This is a genomic window from Pantoea sp. App145, assembly GCF_047947045.1.
Taxonomy (GTDB): domain Bacteria; phylum Pseudomonadota; class Gammaproteobacteria; order Enterobacterales; family Enterobacteriaceae; genus Pantoea.
This window is the reverse complement of record NZ_CP133290.1, coordinates 339,941-357,785: the sequence shown is the minus strand read 5'-3', so window position 1 is coordinate 357,785 and position 17,845 is coordinate 339,941. Positions and strand designations below refer to the sequence as shown.

General features: G+C 52.2%; 13 protein-coding genes and 1 tRNA gene. 3 read left to right on the top strand and 11 right to left on the bottom strand.

The window, feature by feature from the left end:
- Positions 1 to 233 precede the first annotated feature (233 nt).
- Positions 234 to 321, top strand: a tRNA-Ser gene (locus RCF31_RS01570).
- On the opposite strand, the gene RCF31_RS01565 is transcribed toward RCF31_RS01570, so the two are convergent.
- A complete protein-coding gene (locus RCF31_RS01565; protein WP_416412262.1) occupies positions 313 to 768 on the bottom strand; it encodes a hypothetical protein in 456 nt (151 codons plus the stop codon). The two genes, RCF31_RS01570 and RCF31_RS01565, sit on opposite strands and share 9 nt — an antisense overlap.
- Positions 769 to 1,254: 486 nt before the next feature.
- Here RCF31_RS01565 and RCF31_RS01560 point away from each other — a divergent pair, with 486 nt between their 5' ends.
- On the top strand, positions 1,255 to 2,742 hold the full coding sequence (locus RCF31_RS01560; protein ID WP_416412261.1) for a hypothetical protein: 1,488 nt from the start codon (positions 1,255 to 1,257) through the stop codon (positions 2,740 to 2,742).
- A gap of 23 nt (positions 2,743 to 2,765) precedes the next feature.
- On the opposite strand, the gene RCF31_RS01555 is transcribed toward RCF31_RS01560, so the two are convergent.
- The 3 genes from RCF31_RS01555 to putP form a co-directional block, all read right to left on the bottom strand.
- Complete coding sequence (locus tag RCF31_RS01555) at positions 2,766 to 2,936, bottom strand: hypothetical protein (RefSeq protein ID WP_416412260.1); 171 nt, start codon at positions 2,934 to 2,936, stop codon at positions 2,766 to 2,768.
- A gap of 1,419 nt (positions 2,937 to 4,355) precedes the next feature.
- Positions 4,356 to 5,144, bottom strand: coding sequence for a phosphate starvation-inducible protein PhoH (gene phoH, locus RCF31_RS01550; RefSeq protein ID WP_084875535.1), 789 nt, complete (start codon positions 5,142 to 5,144; stop codon positions 4,356 to 4,358).
- Positions 5,145 to 5,851: 707 nt separating this feature from the next.
- Positions 5,852 to 7,336, bottom strand: a complete 1,485-nt coding sequence (putP, locus tag RCF31_RS01545; protein ID WP_416412259.1) for a sodium/proline symporter PutP — start codon at positions 7,334 to 7,336, stop codon at positions 5,852 to 5,854.
- Positions 7,337 to 7,605: 269 nt separating this feature from the next.
- Between putP and putA the strand changes: the two genes are divergently transcribed.
- Positions 7,606 to 11,550, top strand: coding sequence for a trifunctional transcriptional regulator/proline dehydrogenase/L-glutamate gamma-semialdehyde dehydrogenase (gene putA, locus RCF31_RS01540; RefSeq protein ID WP_416412257.1), 3,945 nt, complete (start codon positions 7,606 to 7,608; stop codon positions 11,548 to 11,550).
- Between the two features lie 68 nt (positions 11,551 to 11,618).
- Here the strand turns inward: putA and RCF31_RS01535 are convergent, their stop codons facing one another.
- The 7 genes from RCF31_RS01535 to RCF31_RS01505 form a co-directional block, all read right to left on the bottom strand.
- Positions 11,619 to 12,701 carry an acyltransferase family protein gene (locus tag RCF31_RS01535; RefSeq protein WP_299451673.1) on the bottom strand — a complete coding sequence of 361 codons (1,083 nt, stop codon included), beginning with the start codon at positions 12,699 to 12,701 and terminating at the stop codon, positions 11,619 to 11,621.
- Between the two features lie 356 nt (positions 12,702 to 13,057).
- Entirely contained in the window at positions 13,058 to 13,810 is a 753-nt protein-coding gene (gene tcyN / locus RCF31_RS01530; protein WP_084875546.1) for an L-cystine ABC transporter ATP-binding protein TcyN, read from the bottom strand.
- Positions 13,807 to 14,475, bottom strand: a complete 669-nt coding sequence (gene tcyL, locus RCF31_RS01525) for a cystine ABC transporter permease (protein WP_084875548.1) — start codon at positions 14,473 to 14,475, stop codon at positions 13,807 to 13,809. Before tcyL ends, tcyN begins: the two co-directional genes overlap by 4 nt.
- Complete coding sequence (gene tcyJ / locus RCF31_RS01520; protein WP_208715439.1) at positions 14,475 to 15,275, bottom strand: cystine ABC transporter substrate-binding protein; 801 nt, start codon at positions 15,273 to 15,275, stop codon at positions 14,475 to 14,477. The genes tcyL and tcyJ overlap by 1 nt, the downstream gene beginning before the upstream one ends.
- A 136-nt stretch (positions 15,276 to 15,411) precedes the next feature.
- Positions 15,412 to 16,398, bottom strand: coding sequence for a D-cysteine desulfhydrase (locus RCF31_RS01515; RefSeq protein ID WP_416412255.1), 987 nt, complete (start codon positions 16,396 to 16,398; stop codon positions 15,412 to 15,414).
- Between the two features lie 132 nt (positions 16,399 to 16,530).
- Complete coding sequence (gene fliZ / locus RCF31_RS01510) at positions 16,531 to 17,034, bottom strand: flagella biosynthesis regulatory protein FliZ (protein WP_013509525.1); 504 nt, start codon at positions 17,032 to 17,034, stop codon at positions 16,531 to 16,533.
- A gap of 49 nt (positions 17,035 to 17,083) precedes the next feature.
- Positions 17,084 to 17,806 carry an RNA polymerase sigma factor FliA gene (locus RCF31_RS01505; RefSeq protein WP_084875557.1) on the bottom strand — a complete coding sequence of 241 codons (723 nt, stop codon included), beginning with the start codon at positions 17,804 to 17,806 and terminating at the stop codon, positions 17,084 to 17,086.
- Positions 17,807 to 17,845 lie beyond the last annotated feature (39 nt).

The window sequence follows — 17,845 nt, the reverse complement described above, 5'->3', positions numbered from 1 at the left end:
TATTCACAAATATAACCAAATGTTTCCGCGGACAAGTCTGCGACAATTTAGTGACACTTCTGTGACTGACATGCAATATTTTGATGACAGGATAACCAAAGCGCACAGGGTTAAAGCGATTCGCTCAGGGCTTAAGCGAATAGAAAAAAAGGAGAAAATAGGGCTTGACCCTTTTAGGCGAACTCCCTATAGTAGCGCCCCGTTGACCCGCCAAGGTCAGCAGCAAAAAATGTGGTGAGGTGTCCGAGTGGCTGAAGGAGCACGCCTGGAAAGTGTGTATACGGCAACGTATCGGGGGTTCGAATCCCCCTCTCACCGCCACAATTTTGAAGAAGAGTCTGAACTTACGTTCAGACTTTTTTTTTGCATATTCTTCGGGTGAGAGAGGGTGAGAACCCCCGACGGGGTTCGACAACCGGCGCAGCCGGTTGGACAGTTTGGGCGCGCAGCGAATAAACTGCCCGCAGGGCAAGCGAAGCGAGTCAATCCCCTTCTCACCACTCCCAACACGATCACATTCTCCAGCGCATCAGCTTCGATAATCCCGTCATCGGTCATCAGGTATTTCGGGTACCACTTCCCAATCATCTGGCATCCATCAATCTGGAAGACGACCAAATCGCCAGGCCTCACCTTAACCACCTGGTCAACGAGCAGACAGCCCGTTGCAGTTTCAATCATGAACGTGTTTGCCCGGTTCGGCATGAATATCTGATTCAGGTCGAGGCGTGGCTCGACATAATCATTCACCGGTGAAGGAAATCCCATCAGAGCACCCTCCCCATGTTGCGTAAAACATAGGTGCGATCGGCACCATCGCCATCAGTGATGTCCTTGAAGAAAGTCTGCTTGCGGGTAAACCACTCGTTGCAGCGCTGCAGGGGCCAGTCATGATTAAGCTTGTGAAGCTCAGTCCGGAACACTGAAGTCTTGACAGTCAGCAAACCCCTTTGATTACGGATAACTTCAAGCGTGAAAGCGTATGGGATGTCGAGTTCGCGGGGGCATGGTGCACCCTCCAATAGATACTGTATATACACACAGCATTATTGATCGGCGGAACTGATCAAGTGGAAGGTGACCGGGATGCGTGAAGGGATTGGCGGGAAAGGGAATTTAGTTGGTTGTGGGAGTGGTGACTACAGAAGGCAAAGTGGTCTCTCTCTGTGTCAATGACTTGTGTTCTTATCTGATTTGAGTGATATCATTTCATTAGATAGCGGTTTTTATCATGGATATTGATTGAGAATTAACATGAAATTACATAAGTACAATATATTTGGCGTGTCCATATTGTTGATTATGGTTTTAGCTTCAAGCCTAATAAAGTATAAGAATATGAAGGACGACAATGGCATCGAAAACATTGAGGCATCATATCACGTTCTGTTAATTGCCAAGTCAATTTCGGAGAGAAACTTTTCAGAACATCATTTCTTGCCGCTTGTTACATTGGGTGGCGCCGTAAATTCTAACATCCCTTGGGGGGCGGCAGTTCCTGACAAATCCGGTGGCTATATCTATACTAGTTTTCCCAGTTTTGGTTTCTTAGTTCCAGAAATGTTCATTAGAACATTAAATCTTGACTACTCAATACAAAGCTTGTTTTACATAAACTTATTGATATTAATTTCAACATCAATAATATCTTATTCTTTAATTTTAAAGTTATTTAAACCTGAACGGTGTTTTGGTTTTGTTCTTGCAGCGATTGCTTGTGCTCCACTCATACTTTCCCGAGAATCACTGGCTAGTTCTGGAATACTTTACTGGCCTCAATCACTAAGCCAGTTGCTTATCTCGGCATTCATGCTCTCAGTTGCACGCAGAATTGAAAGTAAAACTCGCAGTTCTTTATTTTTTGTTTTTGCGTCTTGTTTACTGATCGCTTTGACTGAGTGGACTGGCTTTGTTCTGGGTGGGCTTTCATTGTTATATTTCACTCTGAGTAAAGCAAACAGAGACTACAGGCTCGCAATCAGTATCATGTCATCTCTTGTTGCCTCCCTGCTCATTTTTGGTATGCAATTATTACTCACCTTGGATTTATCCACCTTTACTTCTGCCTCCCTGGCGCGCTTTAGCGTCAGGAGTGGTGAGAATGCAAACTTCACAGACCTCATCTTTGGATACTATGAGTCGTTCTCTTTATTCCTGCTCGTCATTCCTGTTTACATTGCACACAAATTTATAGGTAGAAATAAATCGAACAATTTAACAAGAATTGCCATCCTGCTCTGCGTGTTTATGCTTGTAGAGAATGTCATACTGGCTCAGCATGCAACAAGCTACACATTCGACAGGTTTAAGCTGGCATTCCTTCTTGCTGTACTGATTGGAGAGTTGATTGTCTCCGAGGCTCAAAAATTAAGATTAGTAACACTGGTAATTATATTAATTTCCATTCCACTATCGATTAACACATACAAAAAAGACATAAGCAAATTCAAGGACTGGGTTTCAATCCAGAAGTCTAATCATGAATTGGCAAGCAGAATAAAGGAGGTTAATGGATTTGAGTGTGCAAGGATTTTTAACAGCACTCGGGTCAGGGCTTATCTTAACTTAATTCTTAACAGGTCTGTTTGGGAGCATGTCCCTGGCGATAGTGACTTAAGGTCATCAACAGATAGTAAATGCCCCATCATTATAATCAATGGGGATTTACCCTATAAGGACCTGCAGGAGATTTCATCCGCATATGTTTACAGGAACGGTATTAAAGTCGAAACAATTGAGTAAAGCTTAATTGGAATTTGGAGGGGTTAATTGAACCCTCCAGTGTTTTTATCGTAATTCATTCCAATAGTTACAAACACTCCAGCTTCTATTTTAATGAAGCAGTACCCTTCAATTTCAAACCCATCCTCAGCCACGAGGACGTTGATAATTTCCGTATCGCCGGATTTGATCATTGCATAGTCAGGTGTTTCCATTAGGTTTACTCCTCGATAATTACATACCTGTTCGCACCTTTTCCTGACGCAAAAGCTGAGCCAGGCTTAGAACCACCCACTCCACCGCCGCCAGGAAAGCCTCCATCATCACCAGCTGATGCTCAGTGTCCAAGACCACCATAGCTACTAAATGATGCCCCTCCGGTTCCACCAAGCGAAGAACTCACCACCCCTTGGTCTAACTGCCCTGTGAAGTTAATAATGTTACCATTCGTTCCTGTTCCCCCTGAAGGGGTTCGACAACCGGCGCAGCCGGTTGGACAGTTTGGGCGCACAGCGAACAAACTGCCCGCAGGGCGAGCGAAGCGAGTCAATCCCCCTCTCACCGCCACAATTTTGAAGAAGAGTCTGAACTTACGTTCAGACTTTTTTTTTGCATATTCTTCGGGTGAGAGAGGTAATGACCAGTGATGATGATGTCACTCCAATTCTGCCACGCAGTCAGTTGTGTTCACTGTCTTCTACCCTATCGGGTCCATCTTGATGCTCTGGTGAAAGGCGATCTGTATGTCGCGGTAACGTGGCATGGTGATTACCCCTTACTGATTACTGCATGTGCAGACATGCATTATCGATCGATAGAATCGATCAAGTAGATCGTAGGATCTTTCTGGGAAGGGATGGTCAGGAAAAGAAATTTAGATGCCGGGAAGGTGTGGCGGAATGAAGCATTACCGGCGTATCTGGTAAAAATTACATGGATAGTCCCATATAAAGAATTTCGCCCGCTGCTGCGGGCTTTTTTACGAACCGGATCCATAAAATGCAACGATACGGTTCTTTAAGATTGAGTTTTGTGAACTCAGTACCCAGCACGAAGGAAATAAGCAATCATCTCGGGAGACCTCTCTGCGACAGGTTTCACAGCATCATTTTCTGGATCTGAGTTCACGCTGGGTCCATCCGGAGTGTGTAAACGTGATAAGCATACAGAGTTTCTGATCTTGTAGACCTCAAACATTCCTGGATGGGAGACAGGTTCACTTTCCGGAGTCCTTCGCAAGTTTTTCATGGCAACGTCCCTTTCACAAAAAGGGCATGATAACTCCAGGAAAAATCTTAGTTAAGGAAAATTTCATTTATATTAATTTTCTCATATAAAAATCAACTTGCTGGAGAGAATAGACACAGATAACCGGTCTGAAATCTATCAGCTAACCCTTGATGATTACCGTTTATTATTCATTGGTATAGTTTCCCTGCGCCAGTCCAGCATCAAGCTGCCCAGGCGCAGAACAATGATTGTGGCTTACTCAGTCGGTGCGGTTGGGAGCGTTGCGCTTCCGTCACCAGTCGAAATGTACGCTCTCAGCACTTTACGTCAGGTTGTCCAACAACATTTAGCACAAAAAAACCCGGCCTGAGCCGGGTTTTGTCTACTGTCCTGATTCTCAATGGTTAACTGTAAGCATGCAGCGTGCGCTGGCAGAGTGCTGAACGGACACAGTCGTCTTTAGCAAAACGGACAACCCCAATCATCTCATCCTCTTCGAAGCGCGCCAGCGCATCTGCAAGGCCTGATAGCACGCCACGCGGTAGATCACATTGGGTGATATCACCGTTGACGATGACCGTCACGTTCTCACCAAGGCGCGTCAGAAACATCTTCATCTGCGCGGCGGTGACGTTCTGCGCCTCATCCAGAATCACTACGGCATTTTCGAAGGTGCGTCCGCGCATATACGCGAAGGGCGCGATCTCCACCTTGCCGATTTCGGGACGCAGGCAGTACTGCATAAAGGAAGCGCCAAGACGTTTAACCAGAACGTCATAGACCGGCCGGAAATAAGGGGCGAATTTCTCGGAAATATCTCCGGGGAGGAAACCGAGATCTTCATCCGCCTGCAGAACCGGGCGCGTAACGATTATCCTGTCGATGTCCTTATGTATCAGCGCCTCGGCCGCTTTGGCTGCGCTAATCCAGGTTTTTCCGCAGCCGGCTTCACCGGTGGCGAAAATAAGCTGTTTCGTTTCTATGGCATTAAGATAGTGCGCCTGAGCATCATTTCTGGCCTCAATTGGTGAACGATCGCGTACATCCCGCGCCATACCAATTGCATCCAGCCCACCCATCTGCACCAGCGAAGTGACCGATTCTTCTTCACGCTGACGATGACTGCGAGAGTCATTACGAATTACTCTTCTTGCTTCGCGACGCGCTTTGATCACTGCTTTCTGTCTTCCCATAGTGGCACCTTACAGTTGGTTTCATTTATCGCCGCAGGGGCTTTCCTGTTGCGATGACGTGAACGCTTTAGAGGTTTACGTGGCTTCCTTTAGAGCCGTTTCTAGCCATTGAGAAAGGTGTACAACAACGCCAAAACGCTGCCGTGCACCGGTAATGAATTGGGGCCTGAAAAAGTCTGAAGATTGAAAAACGAAGAGGAAACTTTCGAGGGAAGAAATCCCCCGCAGTGGACTGCGTATGTTGGAGGGTATTTACCTGTCCTTTGAAGGACCGAATCATGCGCGAACTCCAGTGACCTTAGCCACACTTCTGACAACGCTTATGATTAAAGTGCATCATATTTACGGTCCTTTGCAACAGTAATTTTAACTATCGGCTAACAAAAAGTGACTGTGGCATGCACCCGGTCTGCATCTTAAATTAAATTTATGATAACTATCAATTGGTTAGTTATTTCAGGTTGGTCTGAACTTTTTAGGAGGATTCGGAAACCGCAGGTGCCATGCGAAACTCAGGAAAACCTGACGGGGATGAAGCCTGCGCATCTGATGTGGTAAAACGTGCTGTGTGTTTATTAACCAACTGGTCAACAATCGGCAGGTGGGATAATTGTTTTACCCTGGAAAATATATTCACCCTCGGTTGAACACCTCATCTCTATGGCACTGCAATAAAACCCGCCCCATCAAATGAGGCGGGCTGAGGCTTATTTAGTCTGATACTCGGCTTCTGCCGCTGCGAAACGCAGTTGCGCCTCCTGCGAGGGTGCCCGGCCCATCAGACTCACCACCACAATCGCGATACTGGCAAACAGGAAACCTGGGATAATTTCATACAGATCCAGCCAGGCAAAATGTTTCCACACCAGCACCGTCGCTGCGCCGATAATCATGCCCACCAGCGCACCGTTACGTGTCATGCGTTGCCAGCACACACCAAATAGCACCACCGGACCAAAGGCAGCGCCAAAACCGGCCCAGGCATAACTCACCAGACCCAACACCCGATTTTCCGGATTTGCAGCCAGCGCGATTGCAATCAAGGCAATCACTAACACCATCAGACGTCCCACCCAAACCAGCTCCCGCTGACTGGCATTTTTCCGCAGGAAACCTTTATAAAGATCTTCCGTCAGCGCACTGGAACACACCAGCAACTGGCAACTCAGCGTTGACATGACTGCCGCCAGAATGGCCGACAGCAGAATACCGGCAATCCACGGATTGAACAGGATGCGCGCCAGTTCGATAAACACGCGCTCACCGTTCTGACTGACACCGCCAGCCTGGTCAGGATGGTTCTGGAAGTAAGCAATACCGAAAAAGCCCACTGCCACTGCGCCTGCCAGGCACAGGATCATCCAGGTCATCCCAATCCGACGCGCGCTGCGGATGGAACGATGGGAGTCGGCAGCCATAAAACGCGCCAGGATATGCGGTTGACCGAAATAACCCAGCCCCCAACCGAGTAACGAGACAATCGCCACAAAGTCCAGCCCTTTCAGCATGTTGAGGTTTTCCAGGCTTTTGGCTTCAATCACCGCCAGCGAGTCGGACAGGCCACCCACCGCAACAATCACAATCACTGGCGTCAGGATCAGCGCGAAGATCATCAGGCTGGCCTGAACGGTGTCAGTCCAGCTCACCGCCAGGAAGCCCCCCACCAGGGTATAGAGGATAGTGGCCGCAGCACCGGCCCATAACGCCGTCTGGTAATCCATACCGAAGGTGCTTTCAAACAGACGCGCGCCGGCAACCACTCCTGAAGCACAATAAATGGTGAAGAAGATAAGAATGATCAGCGCAGAGATCACCCGCAGAATTTTGCTGTGGTCCTCAAAGCGGCTGGTAAAGAAGTCTGGCAGCGTCAGGGCATTGTTATGATGCTCCGTCTGTACACGCAGACGTCCGGCAACGATTTTCCAGTTCAGCCAGGCACCGATAGTCAGGCCGATGGCAATCCAGCTCTCAGAAATGCCCGAGAGAAAAATGGCACCTGGCAACCCCATCAGCAGCCAGCCACTCATATCTGACGCCCCTGCAGAGAGCGCCGTTACCACGCTGCCAAGGCTGCGGCCACCGAGAATATAATCATCAAAGTTTTTGGTTGAACGATATGCCGCAAACCCGATCAACACCATCCCGAGGATATAAACAACAAAAGTCACCAGCATCGGTGTACTGACATTCATTTTATCTCTCCACTTATTATTCGATTTCCATAAAGCCGCGGTATCCTGCCGCAAAGCGGTGGCCGGTACAATGCCTTTCATTCCGCGCCACAGACGGTTGCACCCAATGAATTTACAACCACGAAAGGTGCAACCCTGGCGAGATTCTTGCAACAAACCCCAGACCAATGACTTAGCGCACAATTAACAAGGTTGCACAAAGTTGCAACATAAGTGATAGTGCAGTTCACACCGGACATCAAACTATTCTTTTTGAGGAACAGGAAAGCATGGGAACCACCACCATGGGGGTGAAGCTGGATGACGCCACCCGCGATCGCATTAAACTGGCAGCGCAGAAGATCGATCGCACGCCACACTGGTTGATTAAACAGGCGATTTTTAACTATCTGGCGCAACTTGAGGCCGGGGATTCGCTGCCAGAGATTCCATTGCAATCCAGCGACACTGTGCAGGAAGACGCGTCAGCTGAAGAACCCCTGCAACCGTTCCTTGATTTCGCCGAGCATATCCTGCCACAGTCGGTGACACGTTCAGCCATTACCGCCGCATGGCGTCGTCCGGAAACCGATGCCGTCCCGATGCTGCTGGAACAGGCACGCCTCCCGGCCCCGCTGGCGGAAAAAACCCATCAGCTGGCTTACACCCTCGCCGATAAACTTCGGCATCAAAAAGGTGCAACCGGGCGCGCCGGAATGGTGCAAAGTTTGTTGCAGGAGTTCTCCCTCTCTTCTCAGGAAGGGGTGGCGCTGATGTGTCTGGCCGAGGCTTTGCTACGTATTCCAGATAAACCGACGCGTGATGCACTCATCCGCGACAAAATCAGCAATGGCAACTGGCAGTCGCATCTCGGTCGCAGTCCGTCGATGTTCGTTAATGCCGCCACCTGGGGCCTGTTGTTCACCGGTCGTCTGGTGTCCACCCACAATGAGGCTAACCTGTCCCGTTCCCTTAACCGCATCATTGGTAAGAGCGGTGAGCCGTTGATCCGCAAAGGTGTGGATATGGCGATGCGTCTGATGGGGGAACAGTTTGTGACCGGTGAAACCATCGCGGAAGCGCTGGCTAACGCACGCAAGCTGGAAGAAAAAGGCTTCCGTTATTCTTACGATATGCTGGGCGAGGCGGCACTTACCGCCAGTGATGCCAAAGCCTACCTGGTCTCCTATCAGCAGGCCATTCATGCCATTGGTAAGGCCTCTAATGGTCGTGGCATTTACGAAGGCCCGGGTATCTCCATCAAATTGTCGGCACTGCATCCACGCTACAGCCGCGCGCAGTATGAACGTGTGATGGAAGAACTCTACCCGACGCTGAAATCGTTGACGCTGCTGGCGCGCTCTTACGACATCGGCATTAACATCGATGCCGAGGAAGCTGACCGTCTCGAACTGTCACTCGATCTGCTGGAAAAACTGTGCTTTGAACCGGAGCTGGAAGGCTGGAACGGGATTGGCTTTGTGATTCAGGCCTACCAGAAACGCTGTCCGTTCGTGATTGATTACCTGGTGGATCTGGCTCAGCGCAGCCGTCGTCGCCTGATGATCCGTCTGGTGAAAGGCGCCTACTGGGACAGCGAAATCAAACGCGCCCAGATCGACGGCCTGGAAGGCTACCCGGTCTATACCCGCAAGGTGTATACCGATATCTCCTACCTGGCCTGTGCACGCAAACTGCTGGCGGTGCCAAATCTGATCTATCCGCAGTTTGCCACCCATAATGCCCATACGCTGGCGGCGATTTATCAGCTGGCAGGTAACAACTACTATCCAGGCCAGTACGAATTCCAGTGCCTGCATGGCATGGGGGAACCCTTGTATGAGCAGGTGGTGGGCAAAGTGGCGGATGGCAAACTCAATCGCCCATGCCGAATTTATGCACCCGTCGGCACCCATGAAACCCTGCTGGCGTATCTGGTACGCCGTCTGCTGGAAAACGGAGCTAACACCTCGTTCGTGAACCGCATCGCCGATACTTCGCTGCCGATTGATGAACTGGTGGCCGATCCGGTCACGGCGGTGGAAAAAATGGGTGCGAGCGAAGGGGCGATTGGCCTACCGCACACGAAAATTCCGTTGCCGCGCGAATTGTATGGTGAAAAACGCGTTAACTCCGCCGGTCTCGACATGGCGAACGAACACCGTCTGGCGTCGTTGTCCAGCGCCCTGCTGAACAGCGCCAGCCAGCCGTGGCAGGCCCAGCCGCTGATTGACGGTGAACTGGGTGCCGGTAGCGGCCGTCCGGTGCTCAACCCGTCGGCTCCTGCTGATGTGGTGGGCAGCGTGCGCGAAGCCACGTCCCAGGAGGTGTCACAAGCACTGGATGCCGCGGTGAATGCCGGTCCGATCTGGTTTGCCACCCCACCGCAGGAACGCGCCGCCATTCTGGAACGCGCTGCCGAAATGATGGAAGGCCAGATGCAGCAACTGATTGGCCTGCTGGTGCGCGAGGCGGGCAAAACCTACAACAACGCCATCGCCGAAGTGCGTGAAGCGGTGGATTTCCTCTACTACTACGCGGGCATGGTGCGTGATGATTTCGACAATGTCACCCATCGCCCGCTGGGTCCGGTGGTGTGTATCAGTCCGTGGAACTTCCCGCTGGCGATTTTCAGCGGCCAGATTGCCGCCGCCCTCGCCGCAGGCAACAGCGTGCTGGCGAAACCGGCCGAGCAGACGCCACTGATCGCCGCCCAGGCAGTACAGATTATGCTGGATGCCGGTGTGCCGTCTGGCGTGCTGCAACTGTTGCCAGGCCTGGGGGAAACCGTGGGTGCTCAGTTGACCGGAGACGAACGCGTGCGCGGTGTAATGTTCACTGGTTCTACCGCCGTCGCCACCCTGCTGCAGCGCAATCTTGCCGGTCGTCTTGATCCGCAGGGTCGTCCAACGCCGCTGATTGCCGAAACCGGAGGGATGAACGCGATGATCGTGGATTCCTCAGCGCTGACCGAGCAGGTGGTGGTGGATATCGTTGCCTCCGCGTTTGATAGTGCCGGACAGCGTTGCTCCGCCCTGCGTTTGCTGTGTGTGCAGGATGATGTGGCCGATCACACGTTGAAAATGCTGCGTGGTGCCATGGCCGAGTGCCGCATGGGGAATCCGGAGCGCCTCTCCACCGATGTGGGTCCGGTAATTGATGCCGAAGCCAAAGCCAATATTGAGCGTCACATTCAGGCGATGCGCAGTAAAGGCTTCACCATTTACCAGGCCGCACAGGAAAATCCGCAGGACAGCAAAGAATGGGCGACGGGCACCTTTGTTAAACCAACGCTGATTGAGTTGGAACAGGTCAGCGATCTCGACAAAGAGGTATTTGGTCCGGTGCTGCATGTAGTGCGTTTCGCACGCAATAACCTGCCGCAGCTGATCGATCAGATCAACGCCTCCGGTTATGGCCTGACGCTCGGCGTACACACCCGTATCGATGAAACCATTGCGCAGGTCACCGCCGGAGCGAAAGTTGGCAACCTGTATGTGAACCGCAATATGGTCGGTGCCGTGGTCGGCGTGCAACCGTTTGGGGGTGAAGGCTTGTCGGGTACCGGTCCGAAAGCCGGCGGCCCGCTCTATCTCTATCGTCTGCTGGCAAACCGCCCGGACGCTGCACTGCGCACGACTTTTGATCGCCAGGATGCCGAGCGCCCGGTGGACAGCGTGCTGCGCACCACGCTGCTCAGCGCCCATCAGGCACTGCAACAATGGGCACAGGACAAACCTGAACTACTGGCCCTGACACAGCGTTATGAACAGCTGACACAGGCCGGTACGGTGCGCGTGCTGCCGGGTCCGACCGGAGAGCGCAACACCTTTACCCTGTTACCACGTGAGCAGGTATTGTGTATCGCCGATAATGAACAGGATGCGCTGGCGCAACTGGCAGCCGTCACCAGCGTCGGCAGCCATGCGTTGTGGCCGGATGATGAACTGCATCGGGCGCTGCGCGCCGCGTTACCTGCGGCGGTTCAGCAACGTATTACGCTGGCAAAAGATGTGCTGGCCGGTGAGTTTGACGCGGTGATCTACCACGGTGATGCCGATCAGCTGCGTAGCCTGTGCGAACAGGTTGCCGCGCGTGACGGTGCGATTGTTTCCGTGCAGGGCTTTGCCCGTGGCGAAACCAATCTGCTGCTGGAACGGTTGTTGATTGAGCGCTCGCTCAGCGTCAATACCGCCGCTGCCGGGGGTAACGCCAGCCTGATGACCATTGGTTGATATTGAAAAGCAAAGCGGCCCTGTTACAGGGCCGCTTTGCAGATCTTATTACGCGATAAATCGCGTTGCTACGCAGCGGTTTTCTTACGTTTCATACCAATCAGAGTCGGGAAGACAAACAAGGACTGCCCCAGACCACGATTGGTTAATGACCACACCAGTACCGAGCACAGCGAACAGATGGTGACGATCGCTATCGGGTAGAGACATGCCCACAGCACGGAAAACCATGTTTGCTCGAACAGATGATGACGCTGGGCAAACAGAATCGCCGACATACCAAAGAACTCGATGAAGATGCGGTGAATAACGTAAATCTGTAACGTATTACGCCCAATCCAGTTGAGCCAGCTCATACGGAAATGGGCATTCAGCCAGCGACAAATTGCCACGCTGCACAGCACCGCAATCAGGCACATAAACAGGCTGCGGTTCATACCGAAGATCACATGGACACCGGCAATGGCCGCCAGCAGCGCCCAGGGCACGATATTCTCACGCCGCCATTCGCTCAGGCGCAGCATCAGCGGGCTCCAGAATGCCCCCATCAGGAAGAACAGGAAATATTGCGCCAGGCTTTGTGGTCCCCAGAAAGGAATAATCTTCTCTACGGCCAGATAATTCAGCACCACCGCCACCACCAGCAACGCCATTTTCTGCTTACGGAAGATCCTGGCGAGCAGGAAGTAAATGCCCAGACCATACAGATACCAGGAAGTACTCATCGCGAGGAAGGTCAGCTTGAGAAACTCAAGTAAAGAACCTGCATACGCCGCATTCAGGTTTTCGGAAATACGCTGCCCGGTAATTTCAGAGGAGATACCAACAATTGACCACCACTGAATGAATCCCCATAAAATATAGAGATAGAACAGGTTGGTAATCCGGCTGGTAAATACCTGTTTCCACGGGCGATTCATAATCCCGTTTGCCGCCAGCAATCCCGACACAAAGAAAAAGGCGGGCATACGCAGTGGCGACAATACCGTATTGAACTTCACCCATAACTCAGCCGGAATCCATCCTGCCGACAGATACTGCACCGTATTCTCAAATCCGGGTAAGACCGTGTGATAGAGCACAACCAGTAATATGCAGGTCCCTTTGAGGGTGTTTACCCACAATATTTCATCGCTCCTGGTGTTATTCATAAGATTAACTCCCGCTGTGTAGGTCTGAAATGTGAAAAATGTGAGGCAGATAAATGGCGAGTACTTTTTTTGATTAAGGGGCGATTATCGGGCAGGAGAGGTTGCATTACTGTAGCGAAACTCTTAAAAGTTTTTCACTGGTCCTGATATAACAATGCGTTACGTGGTTTTATCTTTATTTGTAAATAAGCAGGCTAATGATTTACTTCATTTATTTAAACGATGAGTAACCACCATCACTGTCAACAGAATATCAACACCCCTCACAATTAAGAATATTTCACCTACTATTCAGCCAGGGAATAATCGAGTCAGAAGAGTAAAAAAACGCCGCAACTGAATTGCGGCGTTGAGGATTATTGATTAAGGAATTTATCGAGAAATTGCCGGGTACGCGCCTGCTGTGGGTTGCTAAACAGCGCCTTTGACGGCCCCTGCTCTACGATGCGTCCTTGATCCATAAAGATCGCCCGGTCAGCAACATCACGGGCAAAGCTCATTTCGTGGGTGACGATGACCATGGTGCGTTTCTCTTCCGCCAGCGCACGAATGGTATTCAGCACCTCCCCCACCAGCTCAGGATCGAGAGCGGACGTCGGTTCATCAAACAAAATCACCTGCGGCCGCATCGCCAGCGCACGCGCAATCGCCACGCGCTGCTGCTGTCCACCGGACAACCGGCGTGGGAAGCTCTCTTCCTTACCCTGCAAGCCGACTTTCTCCAGCAGCGAGCGCGCGCGCGCAATGGCTTCCGCTTTCGGCTCGCCTTTGACGATTACCGGCCCCTCAATGATATTTTCCAGCACCGAGCGGTGAGGAAACAGATTGAAGTTCTGGAACACAAAACCAACCTGCTGACGCAGACGCCGTACCAACTCTTTTTGCTTGTGGATGCCCAGTGCGGCATCGACCGAGATATCCCCGACCCTGATGCGCCCACTGTCCGGCACTTCCAGCAGGTTGATACTGCGTAATAACGTGGTTTTACCCGAGCCACTCGGTCCGATAATGGCGACGACTTCGCCGGAAGCCACGTCCAGATCGATACCGTGCAGCACCGTCTGGCCGTGAAATTGCTTCACCAGCTGACGAACTTCAATGGCACTCATTTCACCTCCCGATCCTGACGATTTACATGCGCTTCCAGCCGGTTCTGCAAGGCAGAAAGTACCGTGGCCATCACCCAGTAAATCACCGACGCGGCCAGATACATGGTAAACACCTCAAGGGTACGCGAGGTGATCAGCTGCGCCTGACGGAATAACTCCGGCACCTGAATGGTCGCTGCCAGCGAGGTGTCTTTCACCAGGCTGATAAAGCTATTGCCCAGCGGCGGCAATGCCGTCCGCGCCGCCTGCGGCAGGATCACGCGCCGCAGTGTCTGCCACGGCGTCATACCGATACTGGCGGCCGCTTCCCACTGTCCACGCTCAATCGCCGCAATGGCACCACGCAGCGATTCCGAGGCATAGGCTGCGGTGTTAAGCGACAGGCCAATCATCGCGGAAGGAATCGGGTCCAGCTCGATACCGAACTGCGGCAGACCGTAGTAGATCATAAACAGCTGGGCGATCAGCGGGGTACCGCGGAAGATCGAGACGTAAATGCGGGCCAGCCAGTTAATTGGCCAGAAGTGGGACAGGCGCATCAATGCCAACACAAAGCCAAGTATCAGGCCAAAGAACATCCCGCCGATACTCAGCTGAAGGGTGAACACCGCGCCTTTAAGGAGAAATGGTGCTGAATCCAGCACCAGTTGTAGGCTTTCCTGCATTATTTAGTGACGTCCGCGCCGAACCATTTCTCGGAGAGCTTGCTCAGCGAGCCATCTTTTTGCATCTCAGCAATGGCGGCATTAATCGCGTTCAGCAAATCATCATTGCCTTTACGCAGTGCCACACCCGATTCCAGACGGGAGAAGGCCGGACCGGCCACTGCCATGGTATCGCCGGTTTTCTTCACCAGATCCAGCGCAGCCAGGCGATCAACCAGGATGGCATCAAGACGGCCAGAACGCAGATCCTGATATTTGGTCGGGTCATCATCGTAGGTGCGGATATCCACACCCTTGACGTTATCGCGCAGCCATTGTTCATAGTTAGAACCGAGGCCAACGCCCACTTTCTTACCCGAGAGATCTTCCGGCTTACTGATGCTGCCCGCGTTTTTCTTCAGCGTCAGCGCCTGCACACCAGAAATGGTGTATGGCGTGGAGAAGTCATATTTCTTCTTACGCTCGTCAGAAATAGTGACCTGGTTGATGACGACGTCAATGCGTTTTGAATCCAGTGCCGCCAGCATGCCGTCCCATTTGGTCGGTTTCAGGCTGGCTTTGACGCCGAGATGCTGAGCCAGTTGCTGAGCAAACTCCACCTCAAAACCGGTCAGCTTGCCGTTTTCATCCTGGAAGCTGAACGGTGGATACGTCCCTTCCAGCCCCACCAGCAGCGTACCGCGCTCTTTAACTTTATTGAGCAGATTTTCTGCCGCAAAGGTTTTCACGTTGAAGCCAGCGACTAACGCCACCGCCATCACGCCCATCACCAGCTGGCGACGAATCTGTGAGAAAGCCATAATTACCCCATTTATTATTTGTGAGTTGTGTGTTGTGAGGCGGCAAAAACCACATCTGCCGCACTATTGTTATTAGCGCTACTTAACCGGGCAAGTCAAATAACGGCCGGATTATAAACCTTTTTTCAGCCGCGCCTCAGACCGAAGGATGATAAGCAAATAACGCGGGCGCACCGCCGGTATGAACAAATAATAGTGGTCCTTCGCGGCGGAAGCGCTGCTGACTGATACCATCAATGAGACCGGCCATGGCTTTGCCGGTGTACACCGGGTCAAGCATGATGCCTTCCAGCCGCGCCAGCAGCTTGACGGCGTCCATCCCTTCTTCGTTCGGTTCACCGTAGCGCGGGGCAAAATAGTCATCCCACAGGGTAATCGGCGCCTTAGCGGTGACCTCCAGCTGCTGTGCCAGTGCACTGCGGATGCGCTCCACCACTGGCAATTGATCGGCCACCTTACGCGAAACGGTCACCCCCACCAGCTCGCTATCTGGCAGCAACTGCTCCAGACCAATCGCCAGACCGGCATGGGTACCGGCGCTACCAGACGCGACAACCACCGCAGCAAAATCCACCACCCCTTCGCTCTGATGTGCGATTTCCTGCGCGCACTCGACATATCCCAGCGCCCCGAGCGCATTGGAGCCGCCAACGGGCACCACATAAGGGCGGAATCCCTGCGCTTCAAGGCGGATTGCCTGCTCCGCCAGCTGTGCGGTTGGGTTGTGTAACGCCTCCACCATCACCACTTCAACATCCATCAAATCGAGTAGCAGACGATTACCGTTGCTGAGGTAGTTTGCGGCGTGGGTGCCAATCGGGTTTTCCAGCAGCGCCACGCATTTCAGGCCAAGACGCGCTGCCACCGCGGCGGTCTGGCGCACATGGTTCGACTGGATAGCGCCAGCGGTCAGCAACACATCCGCGCCTTCGCGCAGGGCATCGGCCGCCAGAAATTCAAGTTTGCGCAGTTTATTGCCGCCGAACGCCATCGGCGTGAAATCATCGCGTTTGATGAAAATATCACGGCCCAGATAGTCAGACAGACGTGGCAGGTGTTCCAGCGGCGTAGGTGCACCGAGTAATTCAAGACGGGGATACTGGTGCAAAAGATGTAAGGACAATGCAGCCTCCATTCGGGCTAAGTGCGATTATTCTTACAGTGTTGCAGAAGATGAGAGAAGTCGCACCCGGAAATCACCGGGTGCGGTCCCTGTTGCTGACGTCTTCGACAACAACAGAGGGGAGGATCACAGTTAACTGCGCTGCCAGCCTAAAAACTGGTCATATTTGCGCAAAGCGATGCGGTAGTTGTTGTTACCGGCATCAGGTAAATCGTTCTCCAGACATTCATGCCAGCTGTTGCCCCGCAAGCGTTCTGCCGGGAAGTTTTTCGCCTTAAGCATGTCATCGAGACGACGTAACCGCACCACATATTCACGAATGGTGCTGTGACTCATCTCAGTCTGTTCAAAGAGGTATTGTTTGAACGCCATGATATCGAAGTAATTCGGATGAGTATTACAAAAAATATCGCTGCAAAAACGACACAAGGCAGTCAATTCCGGCTGGAGTTTCATCCAGACCTGATCGTCAATCATCTGGTCCATCCGTGCGATGGCCTCCTTATTGATAATCTGGCCACGGAACACTAACGCCATACGGTCAAGAACTTTGCCACAGTGCGAACAATTGCTTTGGCTGTGCTTGTAGTCTTTAAGGTAGCGACTTAAAGGTCTGGCTTTGGATTTGGCTCCCATTGCTGAGTCCCCGGTTTTATTATTTTTGGATCGCCAGGAACTGATTCTGTCAGCGCGCTCCCGTTAATCGGGCACGCAGGCGTTTAATCGCCTGACTGTGCAGCTGGCTGACGCGGGATTCGCCCACTTCAAGCACCGCGCCAATCTCTTTCAGGTTCAGTTCTTCCTGGTAGTACAGTGTCAGCACCAATTTTTCACGCTCGGGCAATGCCTCGATCGCTTCAATTACGCGCTCACGCAGATTCCCTTCCATCAGTTGATGAAGCGGGTTGGCTTCTTCATGCCCTTCCGTCACCAGCTCTGCGCTGTCACCGTGTTCTTCCCGATACTCGTCGTAGGAGAAGAGCTGGCTGTTGTTGGTATCCAGCAGAATCTGCCGATACTCTTCCAGCGAAACATTCAATTGCTCAGCCACTTCCTGCTCGGTAGCCGCGCGCCCCATCGCTTGTTCTACCTGATGCATGGCACCCGCCACTTCGCGCGCATTACGGCGAACACTGCGTGGTGCCCAGTCACGGCTACGCAATTCATCCAGCATTGATCCCCGGATGCGCTGCACGGCGTAAGTGGTAAAGGCGGTACCCTGTAACGCGTCGTAGCGTTCCACGGCGTTCAGTAAACCAATGCCACCGGCCTGCAGCAGATCGTCAAGTTCAACGCTGGCTGGCAAGCGCACCTGCAGACGCAGCGCTTCATGCCGCACCAGAGGAACGTAGCGCTGCCAGAGCGAATGTTTATCCATCACGCCATCGGCGGTATAGAGATCGTTCACGTTGACTACCCTGCGTTAGTAAAGTTATCGGCATGATTA

Excerpts from the sequence above, each read along its gene's own strand:
- RCF31_RS01565 (WP_416412262.1), bottom strand. The coding sequence starts at position 768 with ATGGGATTTCCTTCACCGGTGAATGATTATGTCGAGCCACGCCTCGAC.
- RCF31_RS01560 (WP_416412261.1), top strand. The coding sequence starts at position 1,255 with ATGAAATTACATAAGTACAATATATTTGGCGTGTCCATATTGTTGATT.
- RCF31_RS01555 (WP_416412260.1), bottom strand. The coding sequence starts at position 2,936 with ATGGAAACACCTGACTATGCAATGATCAAATCCGGCGATACGGAAATT.
- phoH (WP_084875535.1), bottom strand. The coding sequence starts at position 5,144 with ATGGGAAGACAGAAAGCAGTGATCAAAGCGCGTCGCGAAGCAAGAAGA.
- putP (WP_416412259.1), bottom strand. The coding sequence starts at position 7,336 with ATGAATGTCAGTACACCGATGCTGGTGACTTTTGTTGTTTATATCCTC.
- putA (WP_416412257.1), top strand. The coding sequence starts at position 7,606 with ATGGGAACCACCACCATGGGGGTGAAGCTGGATGACGCCACCCGCGAT.
- RCF31_RS01535 (WP_299451673.1), bottom strand. The coding sequence starts at position 12,701 with ATGAATAACACCAGGAGCGATGAAATATTGTGGGTAAACACCCTCAAA.
- tcyN (WP_084875546.1), bottom strand. The coding sequence starts at position 13,810 with ATGAGTGCCATTGAAGTTCGTCAGCTGGTGAAGCAATTTCACGGCCAG.
- tcyL (WP_084875548.1), bottom strand. The coding sequence starts at position 14,475 with ATGCAGGAAAGCCTACAACTGGTGCTGGATTCAGCACCATTTCTCCTT.
- tcyJ (WP_208715439.1), bottom strand. The coding sequence starts at position 15,275 with ATGGCTTTCTCACAGATTCGTCGCCAGCTGGTGATGGGCGTGATGGCG.
- fliZ (WP_013509525.1), bottom strand. The coding sequence starts at position 17,034 with ATGGGAGCCAAATCCAAAGCCAGACCTTTAAGTCGCTACCTTAAAGAC.